Below are 17,528 nucleotides of genomic sequence, written 5' to 3'. Positions count from 1 at the left end.
ACTGAAGTGAGACAGGTATGAGTGGCGGTGCTGTCAGACGAATTCGAACCAGTCTCTGTTTACCCCTAAATGCCGGAACTTATGCTGAACAAAGTTGGCGCCACTCGGAGAGAGCAGCGGCGCGGTTGAGCTTGAAATTGTCTCTGCTGTAGAGGGCGCGTTCCTGATTGAAATGGTTGTGGACGGAAGAATGAACTGCGGCGAACTTCTGCAAACATCGCATTTGCCTGAAGCGGAGCATCGCACGTTCTCGTCGTCGAAATGGCAGATGGGAATTCTCGGCCCGATTGTTCAGCCAGCGGCCGGTCTTTTGCCGACTACCGTTCCCGACAACTCTCATCGCCGCGCCATAAGACCGCAGTTTGTCCGTCACGATGGCTTCAGGTTGACCGTAGCGTTTCATTGATTTTCTGAGGAATTTCAACGCAGCTTTGCGGTCACGGCGCTTGGTCACATAACTTTCCAGCACCTCGCCTTCGTCATCCACAGCCCGCCATAGGTAGTGCGTCTCGCCATTGATCTTCACGAAGACCTCGTCCAGATGCCACTGCCAGTTCGAATAAGACCGCATCCGATTGACCCTGTTTCTGCGGATCTCTGCCGCGAATATCGGGCCAAATCTGTTCCACCAATAACGCACAGTTTCGTGGCTGATCTCGATGCCGCGCTCGTGCAAAAGATCTTCAACATTGCGAAGCGAAAGCGGAAACCGAACATACATCATGACGGCCAGACGGATGATCTCGGGGCTCGTCTTGAAGTAGCGAAAAGGGCTGCGTCTTGTCATCCTGCGACGCTAAGTGCTCGCCCTGCCCGCCTCAAGACAAGTTCTTCTGACAGTGCCCGTGTCAGGGCTGTCCTTCATAACTGGGCGTTGAGGTCACAGTTCAAACAAGAATTCACGTGTGAAGGACGGTTTCGGCGGTTCTCTTTTGTTCAGAAAGCGACTGCCTTTGATGGCACATATGGGCACGAGGCGTTCATTCAACAAATACGCTCATACGTTCGCTATGCGGACCAGAGCGCTCGTTCAGATCACGTTAACAAATCAAGCTGATCTTGGTCACTCGCTCGCTTCTGCAATGAGCGTTGTCCACGCATCGTGCTGGGACAAGAAAACCCTGCCGTTCAGACCGTCGACAATACGAGACCGTTTGAGTCTGTCCATAACAGGACCCTTAACTTCGGACAGATGTAGGCCAACGCCAAGCTCCTCAAGACGGTGATTGATCGCCTCGAGAGTTTCCAGCGCTGAGTAGTCCACTTCGTTAACGGCGGAGAACATCAAAACAACATGTTTGACCTTCTTCCGCTCGGCAAGGCGACTGAAGATCAGTTCTTCCAGAAAGCCGGCGTTTACGAAGTAAAGGCTCTCGTCGATGCGCAGCGTCAACACCGTAGGTGCGGTTTCGACATCGTGGCGCAGGACATTTCGAAAGTGCTCTGTCCCGGGCACACGACCCACTTCCGCAACATGCGGTCGAGACGTCTTGTATAGATGCAGAAGTACTGAAATCGCCACTCCGGACGCGACGCCGACTTCAACACCTAGACCCAGCGTCAGCAAAACCGTTGCAGATACCGCGATGAAATCCGCACGGGAATAGTCCCATGTTCTGCGCAATATCGAAAAATCAACGAGGCTCAGAACCGCCACAATGATTGTGGCGGCCAACGTAGCGTTTGGCAGGAAGTACACCAATGGCGTCAACGCCAAGGCGGCGATCGCGAGGCCAAGCGCAGTATAGGCGCCAGCAGCAGGAGTTTCAGCGCCAGCATCGAAATTGACGACTGATCGCGCAAATCCCCCCGTGACCGGGTAGCTGAATTCTGCTGAACGGCAGAGTTGCGGACAAAGCTGCCGTTTGCAGCTCTAAAGCGAGCAGACATCAAATTGGCGAGAAATTGCTTACCGACAACTGCGACGGAAAAAATCATGCTGGTTTTCTGAAAGAATCAACATAACTGACGCAGTGTCAGAAAAAGCTGAAAGGAAGCTAAAAATGAAACTTATTAAAATCGCCGCGGTCTCTTGTTTTGCAGCGTCGACCTTAGCGATGCCGGCCTTTGCAGCAGACCCAATCCCCGGCGCAGAGGACGGCTTTGCGCCATACGGTGATCCAGTCGAAGGGTGGAATGTCTTCATCGATGCCGAACGCCAGGCTTGCTTGATCGAACGTACAGATGACTTCGGGCACGCAGTACAGATCGGTCTCACCAAGAACAAAAAGCATGCGTACATTGGCGTATTCACCTTGGCGGATGTTGACATCAAAAACAAACAGAAGGTCGAAATTGATATCAACGGGTTTGTATTCGACGGCAAAGCCCGCGGGATGAAGAGCAAGGATCTGCAAGGTGATTACAAGGGCGCTTATTTCGTTATCAAAGACGACAATATGGCGAATGCCATCATGCAGGAGGGAACACTGACTGCATTTCCGAAGAAAACCAAGCAACCGGTCAAAGTAGACCTGACTGGCGTCAGCGCGGCGGTCGAAGCAGCTCGCACGTGCACTGACGGTATTGCCAGTTAAATCTGAGCGCTTCAAAATGCACTAGCACATCGTGCTAGTGCATATATCTCGTGCGAGATAGAGGTTGAATTTTCCTATGCGTCCACATGATTTAAACCTAGGGGGGCTTGCATGAGGAAAGTCAGCGTTACTTTTTAACCAGCAGTGCTTCATCCAACATTATGAATTCTACTCTTCGGTTCAAGGCACGTCCTTCATCGCTGAGGTTGGAAGCTACTGGTGCAATTGGGCCTGCGCCCATCGCAACAAGCCGCTCCGGCTCAACGTTGTTAGGCTCTGCCAGTAGCGCATCTCGGACTGCATTCGCGCGGCGTTGAGCAAGATCAATATTGTAGTAAAAATCCCCGACTGAGTCCGTATGGCCGACGATAACTAGGCGTAATTCGGGCAGCTGTACCATGCCGAACGCTACTTTGGCTAAAACGTCTGAAGAAGCCCCAGTCAGTTCGGCGCTGTCAGTTTCGAAAAATCCACCACTCATGGATACGCGCCCGTCTTCGCGCAACGCTTCAACAATTGCTTTGTCCGTCAATTCGCCAATGGGGCGCGCAAGCTTTTGGTCATAAAGTGATTGAGCGATTGCACCGCCGCTTATAAATGCCACTAGCAGTGTCAACGCACCAATCTTGCTTATCATTCTTGTCATTTCACCGTTCTCCCTGAATTCGTGGCAGTTCAATCTTCTAAAGATTACCACAATTATTAGAGATTTTCTGTTCGCCGCTACAAGCAAGAGAAATTGGGACTCTTGGGTATCGTGTTCTTACGCTTTGCTGGGCATCTAGACAGGCGCTGGCAAGGACTGTCGTATTCAAGCTTCCCGGTGCTGAAAGTACTGCCCAACAGATAAAGGTTGTCCCCCATGCTCGTCTTGTTCGTAAAGCCGGGCAACAGTCCCTGCTTTCGGAACCCAAGCTAAATTCGCCACCCCTCTGCAGACAAATTCTGACTCCTATCATCCACCAATGATAGAGTTTACCTCACACCGAAGAGCGCTCTAGTACCGAAATTTTGCTAGACTTCTGACACGATGTCAGGCGTACTAACGCCATGTCAGAAAAATCCGAGGCTGATGCTAATTCCAAGCGCGTCGTGCGGCAATTGCCCCCAAGCAAGGCCGCACTCACACGATCTGCCATACTTGATACTGGAAATCGTTTCCTAGAGACACGCCCGTTCCGCGAACTCACAGTTGCCAACTTGATGGCCGAAACGGAGCACAGCCGATCGACCTTTTATCTCTACTTCAATGATCTGCACGGTTTAATGGAAACGCTCCTCAACGAAGTGAAGGGTGGGATCGTTGAAGGTGCACGTGCCTGGCTCCTTAACGAAGCCGACGCGGTTTCGGGTCTTCATGAAAGCCTCCGAGCACTCGTAGATGTCGGGTATCAGCACGGCTCCATTCTCAAAGCGGTCGCGGATGCAGCGCCTAGCGATGAGCGACTTGAGCATGTCTGGGAGACATTTCTAGGGTCGTTCGACCAAGTCGTCTCTGCGCGTATTGCCCAGGATCAGGCAAAGGGCATTACGCCCGAGTTTGATCCTCTTCCAGTTGCTCGTGCGCTGAATAGGATGGACGCGGGTGTGCTTATCAATGCGTTTGGCTCTGTCCAGAAGGCCAACAAAGAGGAGGTGCTCTCGGCGATCATGCGCATTTGGATTTCAACACTGTATCCGTTTGACGCGGCCGGTTCTATCGGACACCGCTTCAAGTGATCAAAAATTTTCATATTGGCTCTGAAGTAAGGCGCTTCCGCAGGCTTCACTAATTTCAACGGAAGGAAGACTAATGAACTTGATCAAACCTCTAGCATTCGCGGCCAGCGTAGCTGTCGTCGCAGGAAGTGTTGGAGTTTTTCCAATTGCTGCCCAAGAAGTTCCGGTTATGGAAATGACGACGGAGATCCCCGAGGGGATTACCACCCCGGACAACATCCAAACGCGGGTCGGGGAACTTAACTTTTTCGACGGGGTACCAGACGTCGAATCCGCCCAGAAGATTTATAATCTGTTGGATTTCACACACGCCTATCAGGCTGTTCTGGACGGGACCAAGATCGCTTCTATGGAAGGATTACGGAACGGTATTCTGGAGTTCGGTCCAGCGAACACTACTGCCATCCTTTTCGAAGACTTGATGGACTCTCGCACTCTGTTTCTGACTGCGAATACGACAAGTGTTTATATGATGTCTTGGTTGGAGATGGGTGATGAGCCCATGGTAATGGAGACACCGCCAAACGTCCTCGGATTCATAAACGATGCCTGGTTCCGCTATGTCGGCGACTTCGGAAACTTGGGTCCGGATGAGGGGCAAGGCGGTAAGTTCCTGATCCTTCCTCCAGGTTACGAAGGTGATGTTCCAGACGGGTACTTTGTTATGCCTACCAACACCTTTGGGAACTGGGTGCTTTGGCGCGGCTATCAAAAGGATGGATCTACTGAAACGGCAGTGAGTCAGACGAAGGAAAACTTCAGGCTCTATCCGCTTTCTCAGGCCGAAAACCCGCCCGAGATGACTTTCCTCAACGTTTCCGGCGAGGAGTTCAACACCATCCACAGAATGGATGCGGAAATCTTCGATGAGATTAACGCCGTCATCCAACGTGAACCTTTAATCGGGGAAAGGCCTGAGTTGCTGGGTCACCTTGCAGCGATTGGGATTGTAAAGGGACAGGAGTTCGCTCCAGATTCGCGGATGCAACCGATCCTCGAAGCCGCCGCGGCTGCCGGCGCGATCACGGTCAAGACGCTAATTTCTAAACCCCGTGATGAACGCTACTACTGGTACCCAAACGAAAGCTATTGGCAGAATGGTTTTCCGGGCGGTGCCTACACTTGGGAAATCGACGGCGTGACGATGCACGACTTCCGTTCAGCTTTCCATTTCTACGCGACAGGTGTCACACCAGCAATGGCGGTAAAGGCCGTCGGAAAAGGATCGCAGTATGCCATCACTTATCGCGACTCCAACGGCAATCCACTAGACGGTGCTAAGACTTACAAAGTGAACGTGCCTGCAAATGTTCCCGCTAAGGACTTTTGGTCGTTCACGCTTTACGACAATCAAACAAGATCGATGTTGCAAACAGATGCCCAGTTTCCGGCGATCGGCAGCAACGATACCGATGTCGTGCAGAACGAAGACGGATCCTACGACATTTACTTTGGACCTGTTGCACCTGAGGGTAAGGAGAGCAACTGGGTGCAAACCGTACCCGGAAAAGGCTGGAACACGATCCTTCGGCTCTATGGACCTCTGGATCCCTGGTTCGATCAGACCTGGCGACCGGGTGAGATAGAGCTCGTCGAATACGCAAGTTCAGAGGTGTCCAACAATGAAACTGCTGATGACATCTCGCTTCGAATTACTGTTGACGGACGTGTGTCCATATATGGTGTGCAGTTCGATTCCGGATCAACCGCAATTCTTCCTGGTTCCGAAACAACGCTTGAGGCAATCGCTCAGATGATGACTGAATTGCCCGATCTACGGATTGCTGTGGTGGGGCACACAGACGACGTAGGCGATTATGAAAGTAACCTCGATCTCTCAAGGGGCCGCGCAGACGCGGTGGTCGCAGAACTGGTGAACACGTATGAGGTTGACCAAGGACGATTGTTCGCCGCCGGGGCCAGCTTCCTAGCACCAGTTGCCAACAACGACACCGAAGAAGGTCGAGCACTTAATCGGCGCGTAGAGTTGGTCAGGGCACCATAAGGGTTGCTAAAAATGCGTCTCAGCTGGCTGGATTGCCTGCTGAGACAAAACGGAATTGTCGCTTACCTCCACCGTCCCTGCGAACGTCCCCTTCGGGCTCAATGCAGTCATCTGAGTCTTTCAGTTAGATGACGGTTTAGGAACGGATAGCGGTCATTATTGGTGGTCATTCCGAGAAATTTCGCTTGAAGGTCTGCATTGAACGGCAGCGGACGTTCTCCACGTCTGCTTTGGGCTCGTTGCGGTCATCCGACGGTTTTACTCAGATGACCGGTTGATCACGTAAAGCAGACATTGCGAGGCGTGGTTCGAAAAATCCGAACTTGAATGGCTGCTTTTACCGGTACCGGACATTCGCTGCACCTTGCAGGAGTGTCTGAGTTGCGGGACAAAGCAGGCGTTTCCCTGCGTCCGATAAATGACCGCTCGCCAAGTTATTTAGCTTCCCGCCTTCGCAACGTCCTATGGAATTTTTCGGTCCTGGAACAGGCTCCGACAAATGCCGGTAAACCTGTCAGCCAGCAGATTCTCTGGGGCGTCCATATGTGACGCGATGACAATTCGCATCGGCGGTATTGAATCTGAGAGTTTGATCGGGACAACCCGACCGCCGTCGTAGGTTTTGTTGTCGGCAGGTTTCATCGAGAGAAGCGAAACACCCAGCCCGTTTGCCACGTTACAGCGAACCGATTCAATCGACGACGATCGAAACGTGATCTTCGGTGCAATATCGAACTCGGCAAAAATGCTGAGAAAATAGTCCCTGCTTTGAGGCGCATCGAAAAGCACGAACTCCTCTTCGTCGATCTCACGAATTGACACGGACGCCCTTTTTGAAAGCCTGTGGTTTGGTGGAACGATCAGATACAGGTCTGCCGTTGCAAGAGGACGTACGCGGAACAAGGTTTCATCAATGCCCAGGTCATAAAGGATCGCTAGGTCGATTTCGTTTCGGTCCAGGGCTATGATCAGTTCTTCTTGCAGAAGTTCGTCGACATCCAAAACTACACCAGGCATGTGTCTCGGGAAGACGCTGAGGATGTGCGACACATAGAACGGTGCAATCGACTGAAAGCAGCCTAGGCGTAATGTTCCCATTCTGTGCGCAGCAATATCTGCCACTGCGACGTCCATTTTGTCGGCGTAAACCAGCATTTGTTCAGCATACCGAAGGAACTCGACACCTTGTGCCGTCAGCTCCATTCCGCGCGCGTGCAAGCGTCGAAACAACACAAGTCCCGTTTGAGTTTCCAGTTTGGCGATAGCTTGGGCGACGGCGGGCTGCGAGATGCTAACGAGCTGCGCTGCCGAAGCGATCCCACCAGTCTGCGCCACTGCTCGGAAGTAGCGGCATTGTTTGAGTGTTATTTCGACCATGACGCTTGGATAACTTTTTTCACTTTAAAGGCAACAAAAAACAATTTTATTTGTTCTTTGTGCCTCTGTATCACGTCAACAACGCAACTTGACGGCAGGAGAGACCAATGGAGCTGAAAGACATTATCGACTTAAAAGCCTTTCCGATCGGCAATGTGGATTTCCGCGCAGCTTGTAAGAAAGAGTTTAACGAAACGGGTGTCTTCGTGATGCCGGGATTTGTTCAAAAGGGAGCGATTGATACAATCCGTGACGAGGGCATCGCCAACAAAGACAAGGTCTTTAAGTCAACAAAGCAACACAACGTCTACCTGACCCCAAAAGACGAAAGGTTTGCTGACGACCATGCACGCAATCGCCTCGTCACCTCATCCAAAGGATGCATTACCGATGATTTGATGCCGCAGGGTTCACCATTGCGCCAACTCTATGACGCCCCGGTTTTCCGGAGCTTCTTGTGCGATGTCCTTGGCGAAGACGCGATGCACCAATACGCAGACCCGCTATCTTCCATCAACCTGCATTTTGCTGAAAAGGGAGAGGAGCTTGGCTGGCATTTTGACAACTCGTCCTTTGCCATCACCTTGATGGTGCAAGCGCCCGAAAAGGGTGGGAAGTTCGAATACGTTAACGCCGTTCGCGATGCAGATTTAGGCGAAATGGGATTTGAGAAAGTTAATGAAATTTTGGACGGAAAGGCACCAGTGGAAATTATCAAGGCCGATGCCGGTACACTGGTCTTCTTCCGGGGCCGCAACTCGATTCACCGGGTGGCACCGAATGAAGGCGATCTAACGCGCATTCTCGCAGTGCTTGCTTATAATGCCGAACCCGGTGTCGAACTTTCTGAAGCCGCCCGAATGACCTTTTATGGTCGATTGAGCTAATAGTCGCTCACCACGTTCGCCTCGCCCCGCAATGTTGAAAATACGAGAGCGACCTGAAAGCTGACATTGCTGCCACGCGCAGGTGCTGTCAGACGAATTCGAACTAGTCTCAGTTTGCCGCCGAAACCGTGAACTTAGGCGGAACAAAGCTGACGCCACTCAGAGAGAGCGGCGCTTCGGTTAAGTTTGAAATTGTCTCGTGAGTAAAGGTGGCGTTCCTGATTGAAGTGGTTGTGGACCGAAAACTGGACGGATGCGAATTTCTGCAAACATCGCATTTGTCTAAAGCGGAGCATCGCCCGTTCCCGTCGTCGAAAAGGCAGGTGAGAATTCTCAGCACGATTGTTCAACCAGCGACCCGATTCCTGTTTCGTTACGTTTCCAATGTCCTTCATCGCAGCGCCGTAGGATCGGAGTTTGTCCGTAACGATCACTTCTGGGGTGCCGTATCGCTTCATTGATTTCCTGAGGAATTTCAACGCAGCTTTGCGGTCCCGACGCTTGGTGACGTAGCTTTCCAGTATCTCGCCTTCGTGGTCCACAGCCCGCCACATGTAGTGCGTCTCGCCGTTGATCTTCACGAAAACCTCGTCGAGATGCCACCGCCAACTCGAATAAGATCGCATCCGACTAACCCTGTTTCTGCGGATTTCGGCGGCAAACATCGGGCCAAATCTGTTCCACCAATACCGAACCGTTTCATGGCTGATTTCGATGCCGCGCTCATGCAGGAGATCTTCCACGTTCCGCAGCGATAGCGGGAACCGCACATACATCATGACCGCCAGGCGGATAATCTCAGGGCTGGTTTTGAAGTAGCGAAAAGGGTTGGGTTTTGCCATCTCGCGAAGCTACAAAACCGCCCTGCCCGCCTCAAGCTGGTTTCTTCTGACAGTGCCCAACCGAGTGATCATAGCCGAAGGGCCAGGTCATGAAGAAGCAGGCCTCACCCGGGACGTCGCCCTTGACCTGTTGCGTCAGCCAGTGATTTGGCACAAAACCGAAGTGCTGGCCATCGAACTGCAAGCCGATCTTGGTGAGCAGCCCCATCGGCAAATCGGAAATCGCACCCCTGGCATCCTTCGGCAGAGTGGGTGAGAACGTGATGGCTCCGCTGTCCAGGACGCCTGTTGAGACGGTCACAATGCAGGCTTTTGCTGTGAGTGTGCCGGCGCTAGTTGTCACCGAGACGCCTTGGCCGCCCCAGTCGATCCCCGTGACCCGCGTGTTCAGGGAAACAGGCGCTTGCGCGGCCCACCGGGCCACGAGCGTGCCCAATCCTTCACGCACGATGTAGCTGGGCGACCCTTCCGCCGCCTCCCAGTAGTCAAGGACAGACAGGTCAGCGAAATCGACGCCGTGGTCCATTGGACCGATCCAGGTCTGTACGGTTGCACCAAACTCCAATCCCACCGGGACGATCTCCGAGGCTGGGATGTCACGCTCGGCCTCTCCAGCGGTCTCAAAAGCCCGTTCGATGGCGCCCCAGGCTTTGTTGTACCCCGCGCGTTGTTCTGTATTGGCGCGTTTGCCATCGACAAACAGTGCTTCACCGGCACTCGACTGGCGCAGCGGCTCGGCACCCTGATCACTTGCGATGCGCAAGAAGGGGTTGTTGTCTGCATTGATCCACGAACAGCCCATATCCATGGGCTGACCCAACGCGTCCGCGTCCGTAAATGCGCGCCCGCCGATTCGGTCTGCGGCTTCGAGCACCACAACAGTGCGCCTGGCGTCCTGCAGAACCTGTGCGGCACGCAGCCCGGCAATCCCTGCGCCAACCACGATCACATCAATTGCTGACGATTGGCTGCGCACCATTTTCGGTGCTAGTCCAGTTGCAGCTAAACCCATGATAACACTCCGCCTTCGCATGCTTGGTCTCCCTATGGTTCCTGCACAAACACGTCATGCGGTCAGAAGGGCTGATTTCTCAGGCAAGGCGAAACTCGCCTTATGGCTTTGGTCAACCCGAGCATTCTGTCCCTCACATTATTCTTGACGTCGGGAGAATTTCAACATCATCATTGAATGAATATTCAATTAGTGAAGTGGCGGAGTGGGGAACTAAAGAGCTTGCGGGCAACCGTCTCGAGCGTCTTTGCCGCAGCGGATGCAAGGGCCAATAAGCGGGAAGCTCAACAAATGGGCTGGCCAACCAGCCATTAACAAGGGAGAGAAAAGTGGACATCACGGACCAACTGGGATCAATGCGCGCGGGTGATATGAGCCGTCGTGCTTTCACCAAGTCGCTTCTGTCGGCAGGGGTCGGGGTCGCGGCTGTACCGCTTGCGGTACGCAAGGCAACCGCAGCACCGGAAGACCAGGCAACATTCTTCACTTGGGGTGGCTACGACATCCCAGAACTTTTTGTCCCTTACAACGAGACCCATGGCGAGTTGCCCAATTTCTCGATCTTTGGCGGCTCCGAAGAAGCGCTGACCAAGATGCGCGGCGGCTTTGTTGTGGACGTTTCCCATCCCTGCAACTCCGGCCTGCCGCGCTGGGTACAGTCGGGTATTTTCCAGCGGATCGACACCGGGCGTCTGTCCAATTGGGGCGATGTGATGCCTGAGCTAGTGAACTTGCCGGGCAACGAGGCAGATGGCAGTAGTGTTTGGCTTGCGCCCTTTGATTGGGGGCAGACCTCGATCACCTACCGCACAGATATGTTCGAAGTGGAGGGTGAAGAAAGCTGGGACATGCTGTGGGACAAGCGGTATTCCGGGCGTCTGGGTTCTTTGGCATCAGGCGGGGATGCCTGGTGGTGCGGGGCCATCAAGGCGGGTGTCCCCATGAGCGAGATTCACACCGATGACGCGTTTGATAAAATCGCTGCGGTGATGCGAGAACAGCGCCCCCTGATCCGTACCTACACGGATGACACAACCACGCTGGAACAGGCTTTGTCGTCTGGTGAACTGGTGGCCGCAATGACATGGAACTCGTCCGCGACACTGCTGCAATCCGAAGGCGTGCCGGTGAAATTCGCCAAGCCGAAGGAAGGCGCGCTGACATGGGTCTGTGGTCTAATGATCCACAAGGACGCCCCCAATCTGGACCGCGCCTATGACGTAATCGACAGCCTGCTGAGCGTCGAGTCCGGCAAGTTCATGATCAACGACTACGGCTACGGACACTCCAACAGCAAATCGTTTGAGCAGTTCGACGCGGAAACGCTGGCTGGCCTGGGGCTCAGCTCCAATCCAGCAGATATTCTGGAAGCGGGTCACTTCCAGGTGCCGCAGACCCAAGAGTGGGAAACCAAGATGAACACGCTCTTTGAGGAAATCAAATCCGGTTTCTGATCTGAGCAACTCCTGCGTCGGTGAAGACCGGCGCAGGCCTTGTCGGGTGCGCCCTGACGCGCGCCTTGATTGATTTTCTTTGCCCAAGGCTCCTGTGATGACAGATCAAACGCTTCAAAGCGGCAGTGCGTCGGGCACAGCTGGGCCTCGCGCGGGCTGGTTTGGCCGACTGATTTATCGGTCAGAGACGGCGCGCGGCTATACGCTGCTTACGCCTGCGCTGGTCTTTCTGGGCGTCGCGATACTCGTACCTTTTGGCATTCTGGTGGTCATGAGCTTCTGGACGGCCGAAGGTTTTGGTTTCGACACCACGCTCACAACCCACAACTACGAACAGTTCTTTGAGCGGCCCATCTACATGGCGTTGCTCAGCCGGACCTTTGGCATTTCCGGCATGGTAACGATTGCCACGGTGCTGCTTTGCTATCCGATGGCCTATTACGTTGCCTTTCATGTGCACCGGAACAAGATGTTCTGGCTGGTGCTGATTACCCTGCCCTTCTGGACCAGCTACCTGCTGCGTGTTTTCGCGTGGAAAGTAGTGCTGGGCTACGAAGGCGTGATCAATTCTGCCTTGCTGAGCGTCGGGCTGATTGAGGCACCGCTGGAGTTCCTGCTCTACAGCAAACAGGCTGTGATCATTACCTTGGCCCATGCCTGGGCGGCGTTTGCGATCCTTCCGCTTTATGTCTCGCTTGAGAAGATCGACAAGTCTCTGCTGGAGGCAGCGACGGACCTCGGAGACGGTCCGGTCCGCCGTTTCTTCCGCATCACTTTGCCTTTGTCACTGCCCGGGGTGATCTCGGCCAGCTTGCTCGTTTTCATTCCCACTACGGGTGATTACATCACGCCCGCCCTGCTAGGTGGGCCTGATGGTGCGATGATCGGCAACCTGATCCAGAAACAGTTTGGCCCAATCAACAATTGGCCGATGGGCGCGGCCCTTTCGATCATCCTGATGCTCTGCATTGCCGCCATCAGCCTGATCTTCATCATGCTGACCCTGTTTGTGAGGAAACGCATTTCATGAGTGTCGAAAGCTATATTCGCAAACCCAACAGGCCCTTGCAGCTATATGCGGCGATCTTCTTGATTACGCTTTATCTGCCGGTACTGTTCCTGCCGCTCTTCAGCTTCAATGACTCTCTCTATGTGCGCTTCCCGCTGGAGAGCTTCACGGTGCGCTGGTACGTTGAGCTCTTCGCACGTGATGCGGTGTGGAACGCACTTTGGAATTCGGTTCGGGTGGGTGTTGCCGTAGCGCTTGTCTCAACCACCATGGGCATCTTCGCGGCCAAGGCGATCACCCGCTATAGGATGCCGGGCAAAGGGCCTGTTGTCACATTCATCATGCTGCCACTGGTGGTGCCGCTGATCATCTTTGGCGTGGCGCTCTTGGTATTGATGAGCCAACTTGGCGTGCCCCTGTCGCTTTACACCGTGGCGATCGGGCACATGATCGTTTGCCTGCCGTTTTCCATTGCTGTGCTGATCCCGCGCTTTGAGGGGTTTGATGCGTCCATCGAAGAAGCGTCTGCCGATCTGGGCGAGAACGCCTGGTGGACGTTTTGGCGCGTGACCCTGCCAATGGTGGGGCCGGGCGTGCTGGCCAGCCTGATGCTGACCTTCACGGTGTCCTTTGACGAATTCATCCTCGCATTCTTCCTCAGTGGCACGCAGCCAACCCTACCCATGTACATTTGGGGCCAGTTGCGGTTTCCGCAGGAGTTTCCCTCCGTGCTGGCGCTTTCCTCGATCATCATCGTGGTCAGCTTTGTCATCGTGTTCCTGGGGCAGTGGATCAACCGCGGCGCCATTTCGGCCTCGACATCAGGAGACGCCTCATGAGCGGCAACAACGGCTTTATCTCGATCCAGAATGTCGACAAGTATTTCGGCAGTTTTCAGGCGATCAACGATGTTTCCATGACCGTGGGCCATGGCGAGTTTTTCTCGCTGCTCGGCGCTTCGGGGTGTGGGAAAACGACCCTGTTGCGGATGCTGGCAGGGTTCGAGAACCCATCCTCGGGTGAAATCTACATCGACGGCCAACCCATGTCAGATGTGCCGCCGCATATGCGGCCCGTGAACATGGTTTTTCAAAACTACGCAATCTTCCCGCATCTGAACGTGCGCGACAACATTGCTTACGGCCTGCGCAAGCAAAAGCTGCCCAAGGCAAGGCGCGATGACATGGTCGACGAGATGCTGGAGCTGATCAAGCTGCCCCACTACGGGAACCGCAAGGCCAACCAGCTTTCCGGGGGGCAACGCCAACGCATTGCGTTGGCGCGCGCCTTGATTTTGCGGCCCAAGGTGTTGCTTCTGGACGAACCCCTTGGCGCGCTCGACAAACAGTTGCGCGAACAGATGCAATTGGAGTTGCGTGCCTTGCAGCGCACGGTCGGGATCACCTTTGTCTTTGTCACCCATGATCAGGAAGAGGCGCTGACCCTGTCGGACCGTATTGCGGTCATGTCTCGTGGTGAGGTGTTACAACTTGATACCCCCGGCGGGCTTTATGAGCGTCCGCAAGGCCGCGAGGTGGCCTCCTTCATCGGGACAATGAATTTCTTCGACGGTCAGGTGCGCGGGCAGACCGCCGAAGCCATTTCGGTCGAGGCCGCGGGCCTTGGCGTTTTGAGCATTCCAGAAACGAAAGGACGTTTTGTGGAAGGCGAAAGCGTACAGATCGCGCTTCGGCCTGAAAAATTGGAGCTGATGGACGCAGCGCCTACAGATGGATCTGAATCCACCAAAGGTGTGTTGCAAAACGCCGCCTATCTGGGCGAGCGCAGCCATTACTACGTCAAAGTCGATGGCCATGAAACGCCTATAGCCGTTTCGGCCCAAAACCGGTTCGACGGGTCTTTTGCTGTTGAAGAGGGCAAACCGGTTTGGTTGACCTGGCGAGACGAAGCCGCAGTTGTCCTGCGCTAAGTCGAGAAATCATTACGAGGAAGTCTATGGGCACAGCGACCAAAATCACTAAGGCAGAGCGGCAAAGAGTTCGCAATCAGCGGACAGCGTCCAAGGCGGTGCGGCGCGAGCAATTGATCGAAGCTACCATCGATTCAATCGCCAAGTTGGGCATTTCCGGCACAACCATGAACACCGTGACTGGCCTGGCCGGGATGTCGGTAGGCATTGTGAATTTTCACTTTAAGAACAAGGAAAACCTGTTCGAAGAAACGCTTCGGTATCTGGCTGCCGAGCATCGGGATCTTTGGCAAAAGGCGGTTCAAAAGCCCGGCCTTACAGTCGCAGAAAAGCTGCTGGCCATCGTGGATGCAGAATTCCATCCGCAAATTTGCAACCGCAAAAAGCTGACGGTTTGGACCGCCTTTTACGGCGAGGCAGGCTATCGCAAGTCTTACCGCAACATCATGACAGAGATTGACAACGAACGGTGGGAGACCTCGCGCGCATTGTGCGAGGAACTTATTAAGTCCGCCAACCTACCGCATGCAAATGCGGAGGTCGTGGCCGACACGCTTGAAGGGCTCTATGATGGCTTTTGCCTGAACATCCTGATCTATCCGGGCGAATTCACCCGGGAAAACGCCAAGGCCCGTGTGCGCAGCTACCTCGCCACGACCTTTCCCGGGCAGTTCGACCATCCCGCGCCCTGCGAGGCCCAGGGATGACCCGCGATCCGCGCTATGATGTGCTGTTCGAGCCTGTAGAGATCGGCCCCGTCACGGCTCCGAACCGATTTTATCAGGTGCCGCATTGCAACGGCATGGGACGTCAATACCCATCTTCGATGGCCGAAATGCGCGGGATCAAGGCCGAGGGCGGCTGGGGCGTGGTAAACACAGAGGAGTGTGAGATTTCCCACACTTCAGAGCTTGGTGGCGTGATAGAGGCCCGTCTGTGGGATGACAGCGACATTCCTGCGCTGGCCAAAATGGTAGAAAAGGTCCATGCCCATGGCGCCCTTGCCGGGATCGAGCCTGCGCATCTGGGAGTTGGAGTGTCCAACGCCTATAGCCGCGAGATTCCTATGGGCCCTATGGCGCGGCCCGTGGACATGCTGGACCCCGTGCAAGCCCGCGCCATGGACAAGGCGGACATCAAGGCCTTTCGCAAGATGCATGTGGATGCAGCGATCCGCGCAAAGAAGGCGGGCTTTGACATTGTCTACGTCTATGCCGGGCACGACATGACAACGCTCATGCACTTCTTGTCCCCCAGCCGAAATGAGCGGATGGATGAATACGGCGGTAGCCTTGAAAACCGCGTGCGACTGATGCGCGAGGTGTTGATGGACACCAAGGAAGCGATTGGCGACACGACTGCCGTGGCCGTCAGGCTGGCCGTTGACGAACTGGAAGGCGCAGACGGTCTTTCAGCAAACGGTGAAGGCCGCGAGATTCTTGAAATGCTCGCGGAACTGCCGGACCTTTGGGACGTAAACATCAGCGGCTGGGAGAATGACAGCCAGACCTCGCGGTTTTCCGATGAGGGGTATCAGACCGACTACATTTCGTTTGTCAAAGGCGTGACCAGCAAGCCTGTTGTTGGCGTCGGACGTTTCACGTCACCGGACACCATGGTGTCGTTGATCAACAAAGGCGTGCTGGATCTGATCGGGGCGGCGCGCCCTTCAATCGCCGACCCCTTCCTGCCCAAAAAGATCGAGGAAGGTCGGATCGAGGACATCCGCGAATGCATTGGCTGCAACATCTGCGTGACTAGTGATTTCCTTTCACATCCCATGCGCTGCACCCAGAATCCGACCATGGGCGAGGAATGGCGGCGTGGCTGGCATCCGGAGTACATTGCGCCCAAGGCCAACAACGACAACGTACTGATCGTGGGAGCAGGCCCCGCGGGCCTGGAAGCCGCGCGGGCCCTGGGGCAACGCGGGCACACGGTGACCCTAGCCGAAGCAGGGGATGCCGCTGGCGGGCGTGTGTTGCAAGAGGCCGCTTTACCGGGTCTGGCTGCGTGGAAGCGCGTAGTGGACTACCGCACCTATCAGATCAGCCAAATGTCGAACGTGAGCCTTTTCCTGCAAAGCCATCTGAGTGCTGATCAGGTGGCAGAGTTTGAACCCGATCATGTGCTCCTTGCTACCGGCGCGCGCTGGTCTGCCACCGGGATTGGGCGCGAGAACAGGAAAGGGATCGCTTGCAAGGATGGGGCACATGTGATGACGCCTGACGATATCATGGCAGGTCTGACGCTCAAGGGGCCGGTCGTGATCTTTGACGATGATCACTACTACATGGCCGGCGCCTTGGCCGAAAAACTACGCGGGCAAGGCCATAACGTCACCTATGTTACCCCCGCGGCGGATGTGTCGCACTGGACTCACAACACAATGGAGCAGGCCCGTATTCAAGCCCGGCTGATGAAGATGGATGTGACCATTGTTCCTCTGCACAACGTGACAGAGGTGCAGGCCGACCGGCTGATCCTGTCATGCATCTACACCGAACGCACACGCGATCTGCCCTATGGGACATTCATTCCGGTAACGATGAGGGAGGCCTCGGACGCGCTCCATACAGATCTGGGCGCTTTGGACGGCCCGTGGAAATCCGTCACGCCCGTCGGCGATTGCCTTGCGCCGGGGACCATCGCGGCAGCTGTCTATGGAGGACACAAGTATGCCCGCGAACTCGGGGAGCCAAAGGTCGAAGGCGTGCCCTTCAAACGCGAACTCCCCTTGCTTGCGGCAGACTGAC

The 17,528-nt window shown here is 54.7% G+C and carries 15 protein-coding genes and 1 pseudogene; 10 read left to right on the top strand and 6 right to left on the bottom strand.

The features are described from left to right. Window positions 1–79 precede the first annotated feature (79 nt). Together RUA4292_RS14680 and RUA4292_RS14675 are read right to left on the bottom strand one after the other, a co-directional pair. A complete protein-coding gene (locus tag RUA4292_RS14680) occupies window positions 80–787 on the bottom strand; it encodes an IS6 family transposase (protein ID WP_058278291.1) in 708 nt (235 codons plus the stop codon). Window positions 788–1,063: 276 nt separating this feature from the next. Further along, window positions 1,064–1,822: pseudogene (locus RUA4292_RS14675) on the bottom strand (SulP family inorganic anion transporter); the annotation flags it as partial. 151 nt (window positions 1,823–1,973) lie between these two features. Between RUA4292_RS14675 and RUA4292_RS14670 the strand changes: the two are divergent. Further along, a complete protein-coding gene (locus tag RUA4292_RS14670; protein ID WP_145974964.1) occupies window positions 1,974–2,537 on the top strand; it encodes a hypothetical protein in 564 nt (187 codons plus the stop codon). Window positions 2,538–2,664: 127 nt separating this feature from the next. On the opposite strand, the gene RUA4292_RS14665 is transcribed toward RUA4292_RS14670, so the two are convergent. Beyond that, a complete protein-coding gene (locus RUA4292_RS14665) occupies window positions 2,665–3,183 on the bottom strand; it encodes an OmpA family protein (RefSeq protein WP_082637127.1) in 519 nt (172 codons plus the stop codon). A 404-nt stretch (window positions 3,184–3,587) separates the two neighbouring features. Between RUA4292_RS14665 and RUA4292_RS14660 the strand changes: the two genes are divergently transcribed. Together RUA4292_RS14660 and RUA4292_RS14655 are read left to right on the top strand one after the other, a co-directional pair. Then, window positions 3,588–4,256 carry a TetR/AcrR family transcriptional regulator gene (locus RUA4292_RS14660; protein ID WP_058278288.1) on the top strand — a complete coding sequence of 223 codons (669 nt, stop codon included), beginning with the start codon at window positions 3,588–3,590 and terminating at the stop codon, window positions 4,254–4,256. A 73-nt stretch (window positions 4,257–4,329) separates the two neighbouring features. Further along, a complete protein-coding gene (locus tag RUA4292_RS14655) occupies window positions 4,330–6,261 on the top strand; it encodes a DUF1214 domain-containing protein (RefSeq protein ID WP_082637126.1) in 1,932 nt (643 codons plus the stop codon). A gap of 462 nt (window positions 6,262–6,723) precedes the next feature. Here RUA4292_RS14655 and RUA4292_RS14650 read toward each other — a convergent pair whose 3' ends face one another. Further along, window positions 6,724–7,638: a LysR family transcriptional regulator gene (locus RUA4292_RS14650; protein WP_058278287.1), complete on the bottom strand. Its 915-nt coding sequence runs from the start codon at window positions 7,636–7,638 to the stop codon at window positions 6,724–6,726. A gap of 107 nt (window positions 7,639–7,745) precedes the next feature. On the opposite strand from RUA4292_RS14650, the gene RUA4292_RS14645 reads away from it, so the two are divergent. Then, the gene (locus RUA4292_RS14645; RefSeq protein ID WP_058278286.1) at window positions 7,746–8,525 is read left to right on the top strand and encodes a HalD/BesD family halogenase; all 780 of its coding nucleotides are present in this window, start codon (window positions 7,746–7,748) and stop codon (window positions 8,523–8,525) included. Window positions 8,526–8,659: 134 nt separating this feature from the next. Here RUA4292_RS14645 and RUA4292_RS14640 read toward each other — a convergent pair whose 3' ends face one another. Together RUA4292_RS14640 and RUA4292_RS14635 are read right to left on the bottom strand one after the other, a co-directional pair. Further along, a complete protein-coding gene (locus RUA4292_RS14640) occupies window positions 8,660–9,367 on the bottom strand; it encodes an IS6 family transposase (protein ID WP_058278285.1) in 708 nt (235 codons plus the stop codon). A gap of 31 nt (window positions 9,368–9,398) precedes the next feature. Beyond that, window positions 9,399–10,379 (bottom strand): flavin monoamine oxidase family protein, encoded by a 981-nt coding sequence (locus RUA4292_RS14635; RefSeq protein ID WP_158507035.1) that lies wholly within the window; start codon window positions 10,377–10,379, stop codon window positions 9,399–9,401. Window positions 10,380–10,708: 329 nt separating this feature from the next. Here RUA4292_RS14635 and RUA4292_RS14630 point away from each other — a divergent pair, with 329 nt between their 5' ends. From RUA4292_RS14630 to RUA4292_RS14605, 6 genes are all read left to right on the top strand, one after another. Further along, complete coding sequence (locus tag RUA4292_RS14630; RefSeq protein ID WP_058278283.1) at window positions 10,709–11,833, top strand: ABC transporter substrate-binding protein; 1,125 nt, start codon at window positions 10,709–10,711, stop codon at window positions 11,831–11,833. Window positions 11,834–11,930: 97 nt separating this feature from the next. Continuing rightward, window positions 11,931–12,863: an ABC transporter permease gene (locus RUA4292_RS14625; RefSeq protein ID WP_058278282.1), complete on the top strand. Its 933-nt coding sequence runs from the start codon at window positions 11,931–11,933 to the stop codon at window positions 12,861–12,863. Further along, window positions 12,860–13,681 carry an ABC transporter permease gene (locus RUA4292_RS14620; RefSeq protein WP_058278281.1) on the top strand — a complete coding sequence of 274 codons (822 nt, stop codon included), beginning with the start codon at window positions 12,860–12,862 and terminating at the stop codon, window positions 13,679–13,681. Before RUA4292_RS14625 ends, RUA4292_RS14620 begins: the two co-directional genes overlap by 4 nt. Beyond that, a complete protein-coding gene (locus tag RUA4292_RS14615) occupies window positions 13,678–14,772 on the top strand; it encodes an ABC transporter ATP-binding protein (RefSeq protein ID WP_058278280.1) in 1,095 nt (364 codons plus the stop codon). The genes RUA4292_RS14620 and RUA4292_RS14615 overlap by 4 nt, the downstream gene beginning before the upstream one ends. Before the next feature lie 26 nt (window positions 14,773–14,798). Further along, window positions 14,799–15,479, top strand: a complete 681-nt coding sequence (locus RUA4292_RS14610) for a TetR family transcriptional regulator C-terminal domain-containing protein (RefSeq protein ID WP_058278279.1) — start codon at window positions 14,799–14,801, stop codon at window positions 15,477–15,479. Next, window positions 15,476–17,527 (top strand): oxidoreductase, encoded by a 2,052-nt coding sequence (locus RUA4292_RS14605; protein WP_058278278.1) that lies wholly within the window; start codon window positions 15,476–15,478, stop codon window positions 17,525–17,527. Before RUA4292_RS14610 ends, RUA4292_RS14605 begins: the two co-directional genes overlap by 4 nt. The last annotated feature ends 1 nt before the right edge of the window (window position 17,528 follow it).

The organism is Ruegeria atlantica (assembly GCF_001458195.1).
Lineage (GTDB): Bacteria > Pseudomonadota > Alphaproteobacteria > Rhodobacterales > Rhodobacteraceae > Ruegeria > Ruegeria atlantica.
Note: the sequence above shows the minus strand (reverse complement) of the source record. Positions and strands in the feature narration are given on the sequence as shown.

What these genes read in the sequence shown, in the direction of transcription:
- RUA4292_RS14680 (WP_058278291.1), bottom strand. Translation starts at nt 787, where the DNA reads ATGACAAGACGCAGCCCTTTTCGCTACTTCAAGACGAGCCCCGAGATC.
- RUA4292_RS14665 (WP_082637127.1), bottom strand. Translation starts at nt 3,183, where the DNA reads ATGACAAGAATGATAAGCAAGATTGGTGCGTTGACACTGCTAGTGGCA.
- RUA4292_RS14660 (WP_058278288.1), top strand. Translation starts at nt 3,588, where the DNA reads ATGTCAGAAAAATCCGAGGCTGATGCTAATTCCAAGCGCGTCGTGCGG.
- RUA4292_RS14655 (WP_082637126.1), top strand. Translation starts at nt 4,330, where the DNA reads ATGAACTTGATCAAACCTCTAGCATTCGCGGCCAGCGTAGCTGTCGTC.
- RUA4292_RS14650 (WP_058278287.1), bottom strand. Translation starts at nt 7,638, where the DNA reads ATGGTCGAAATAACACTCAAACAATGCCGCTACTTCCGAGCAGTGGCG.
- RUA4292_RS14645 (WP_058278286.1), top strand. Translation starts at nt 7,746, where the DNA reads ATGGAGCTGAAAGACATTATCGACTTAAAAGCCTTTCCGATCGGCAAT.
- RUA4292_RS14640 (WP_058278285.1), bottom strand. Translation starts at nt 9,367, where the DNA reads ATGGCAAAACCCAACCCTTTTCGCTACTTCAAAACCAGCCCTGAGATT.
- RUA4292_RS14635 (WP_158507035.1), bottom strand. Translation starts at nt 10,379, where the DNA reads ATGGGTTTAGCTGCAACTGGACTAGCACCGAAAATGGTGCGCAGCCAA.
- RUA4292_RS14625 (WP_058278282.1), top strand. Translation starts at nt 11,931, where the DNA reads ATGACAGATCAAACGCTTCAAAGCGGCAGTGCGTCGGGCACAGCTGGG.
- RUA4292_RS14620 (WP_058278281.1), top strand. Translation starts at nt 12,860, where the DNA reads ATGAGTGTCGAAAGCTATATTCGCAAACCCAACAGGCCCTTGCAGCTA.
- RUA4292_RS14615 (WP_058278280.1), top strand. Translation starts at nt 13,678, where the DNA reads ATGAGCGGCAACAACGGCTTTATCTCGATCCAGAATGTCGACAAGTAT.
- RUA4292_RS14610 (WP_058278279.1), top strand. Translation starts at nt 14,799, where the DNA reads ATGGGCACAGCGACCAAAATCACTAAGGCAGAGCGGCAAAGAGTTCGC.
- RUA4292_RS14605 (WP_058278278.1), top strand. Translation starts at nt 15,476, where the DNA reads ATGACCCGCGATCCGCGCTATGATGTGCTGTTCGAGCCTGTAGAGATC.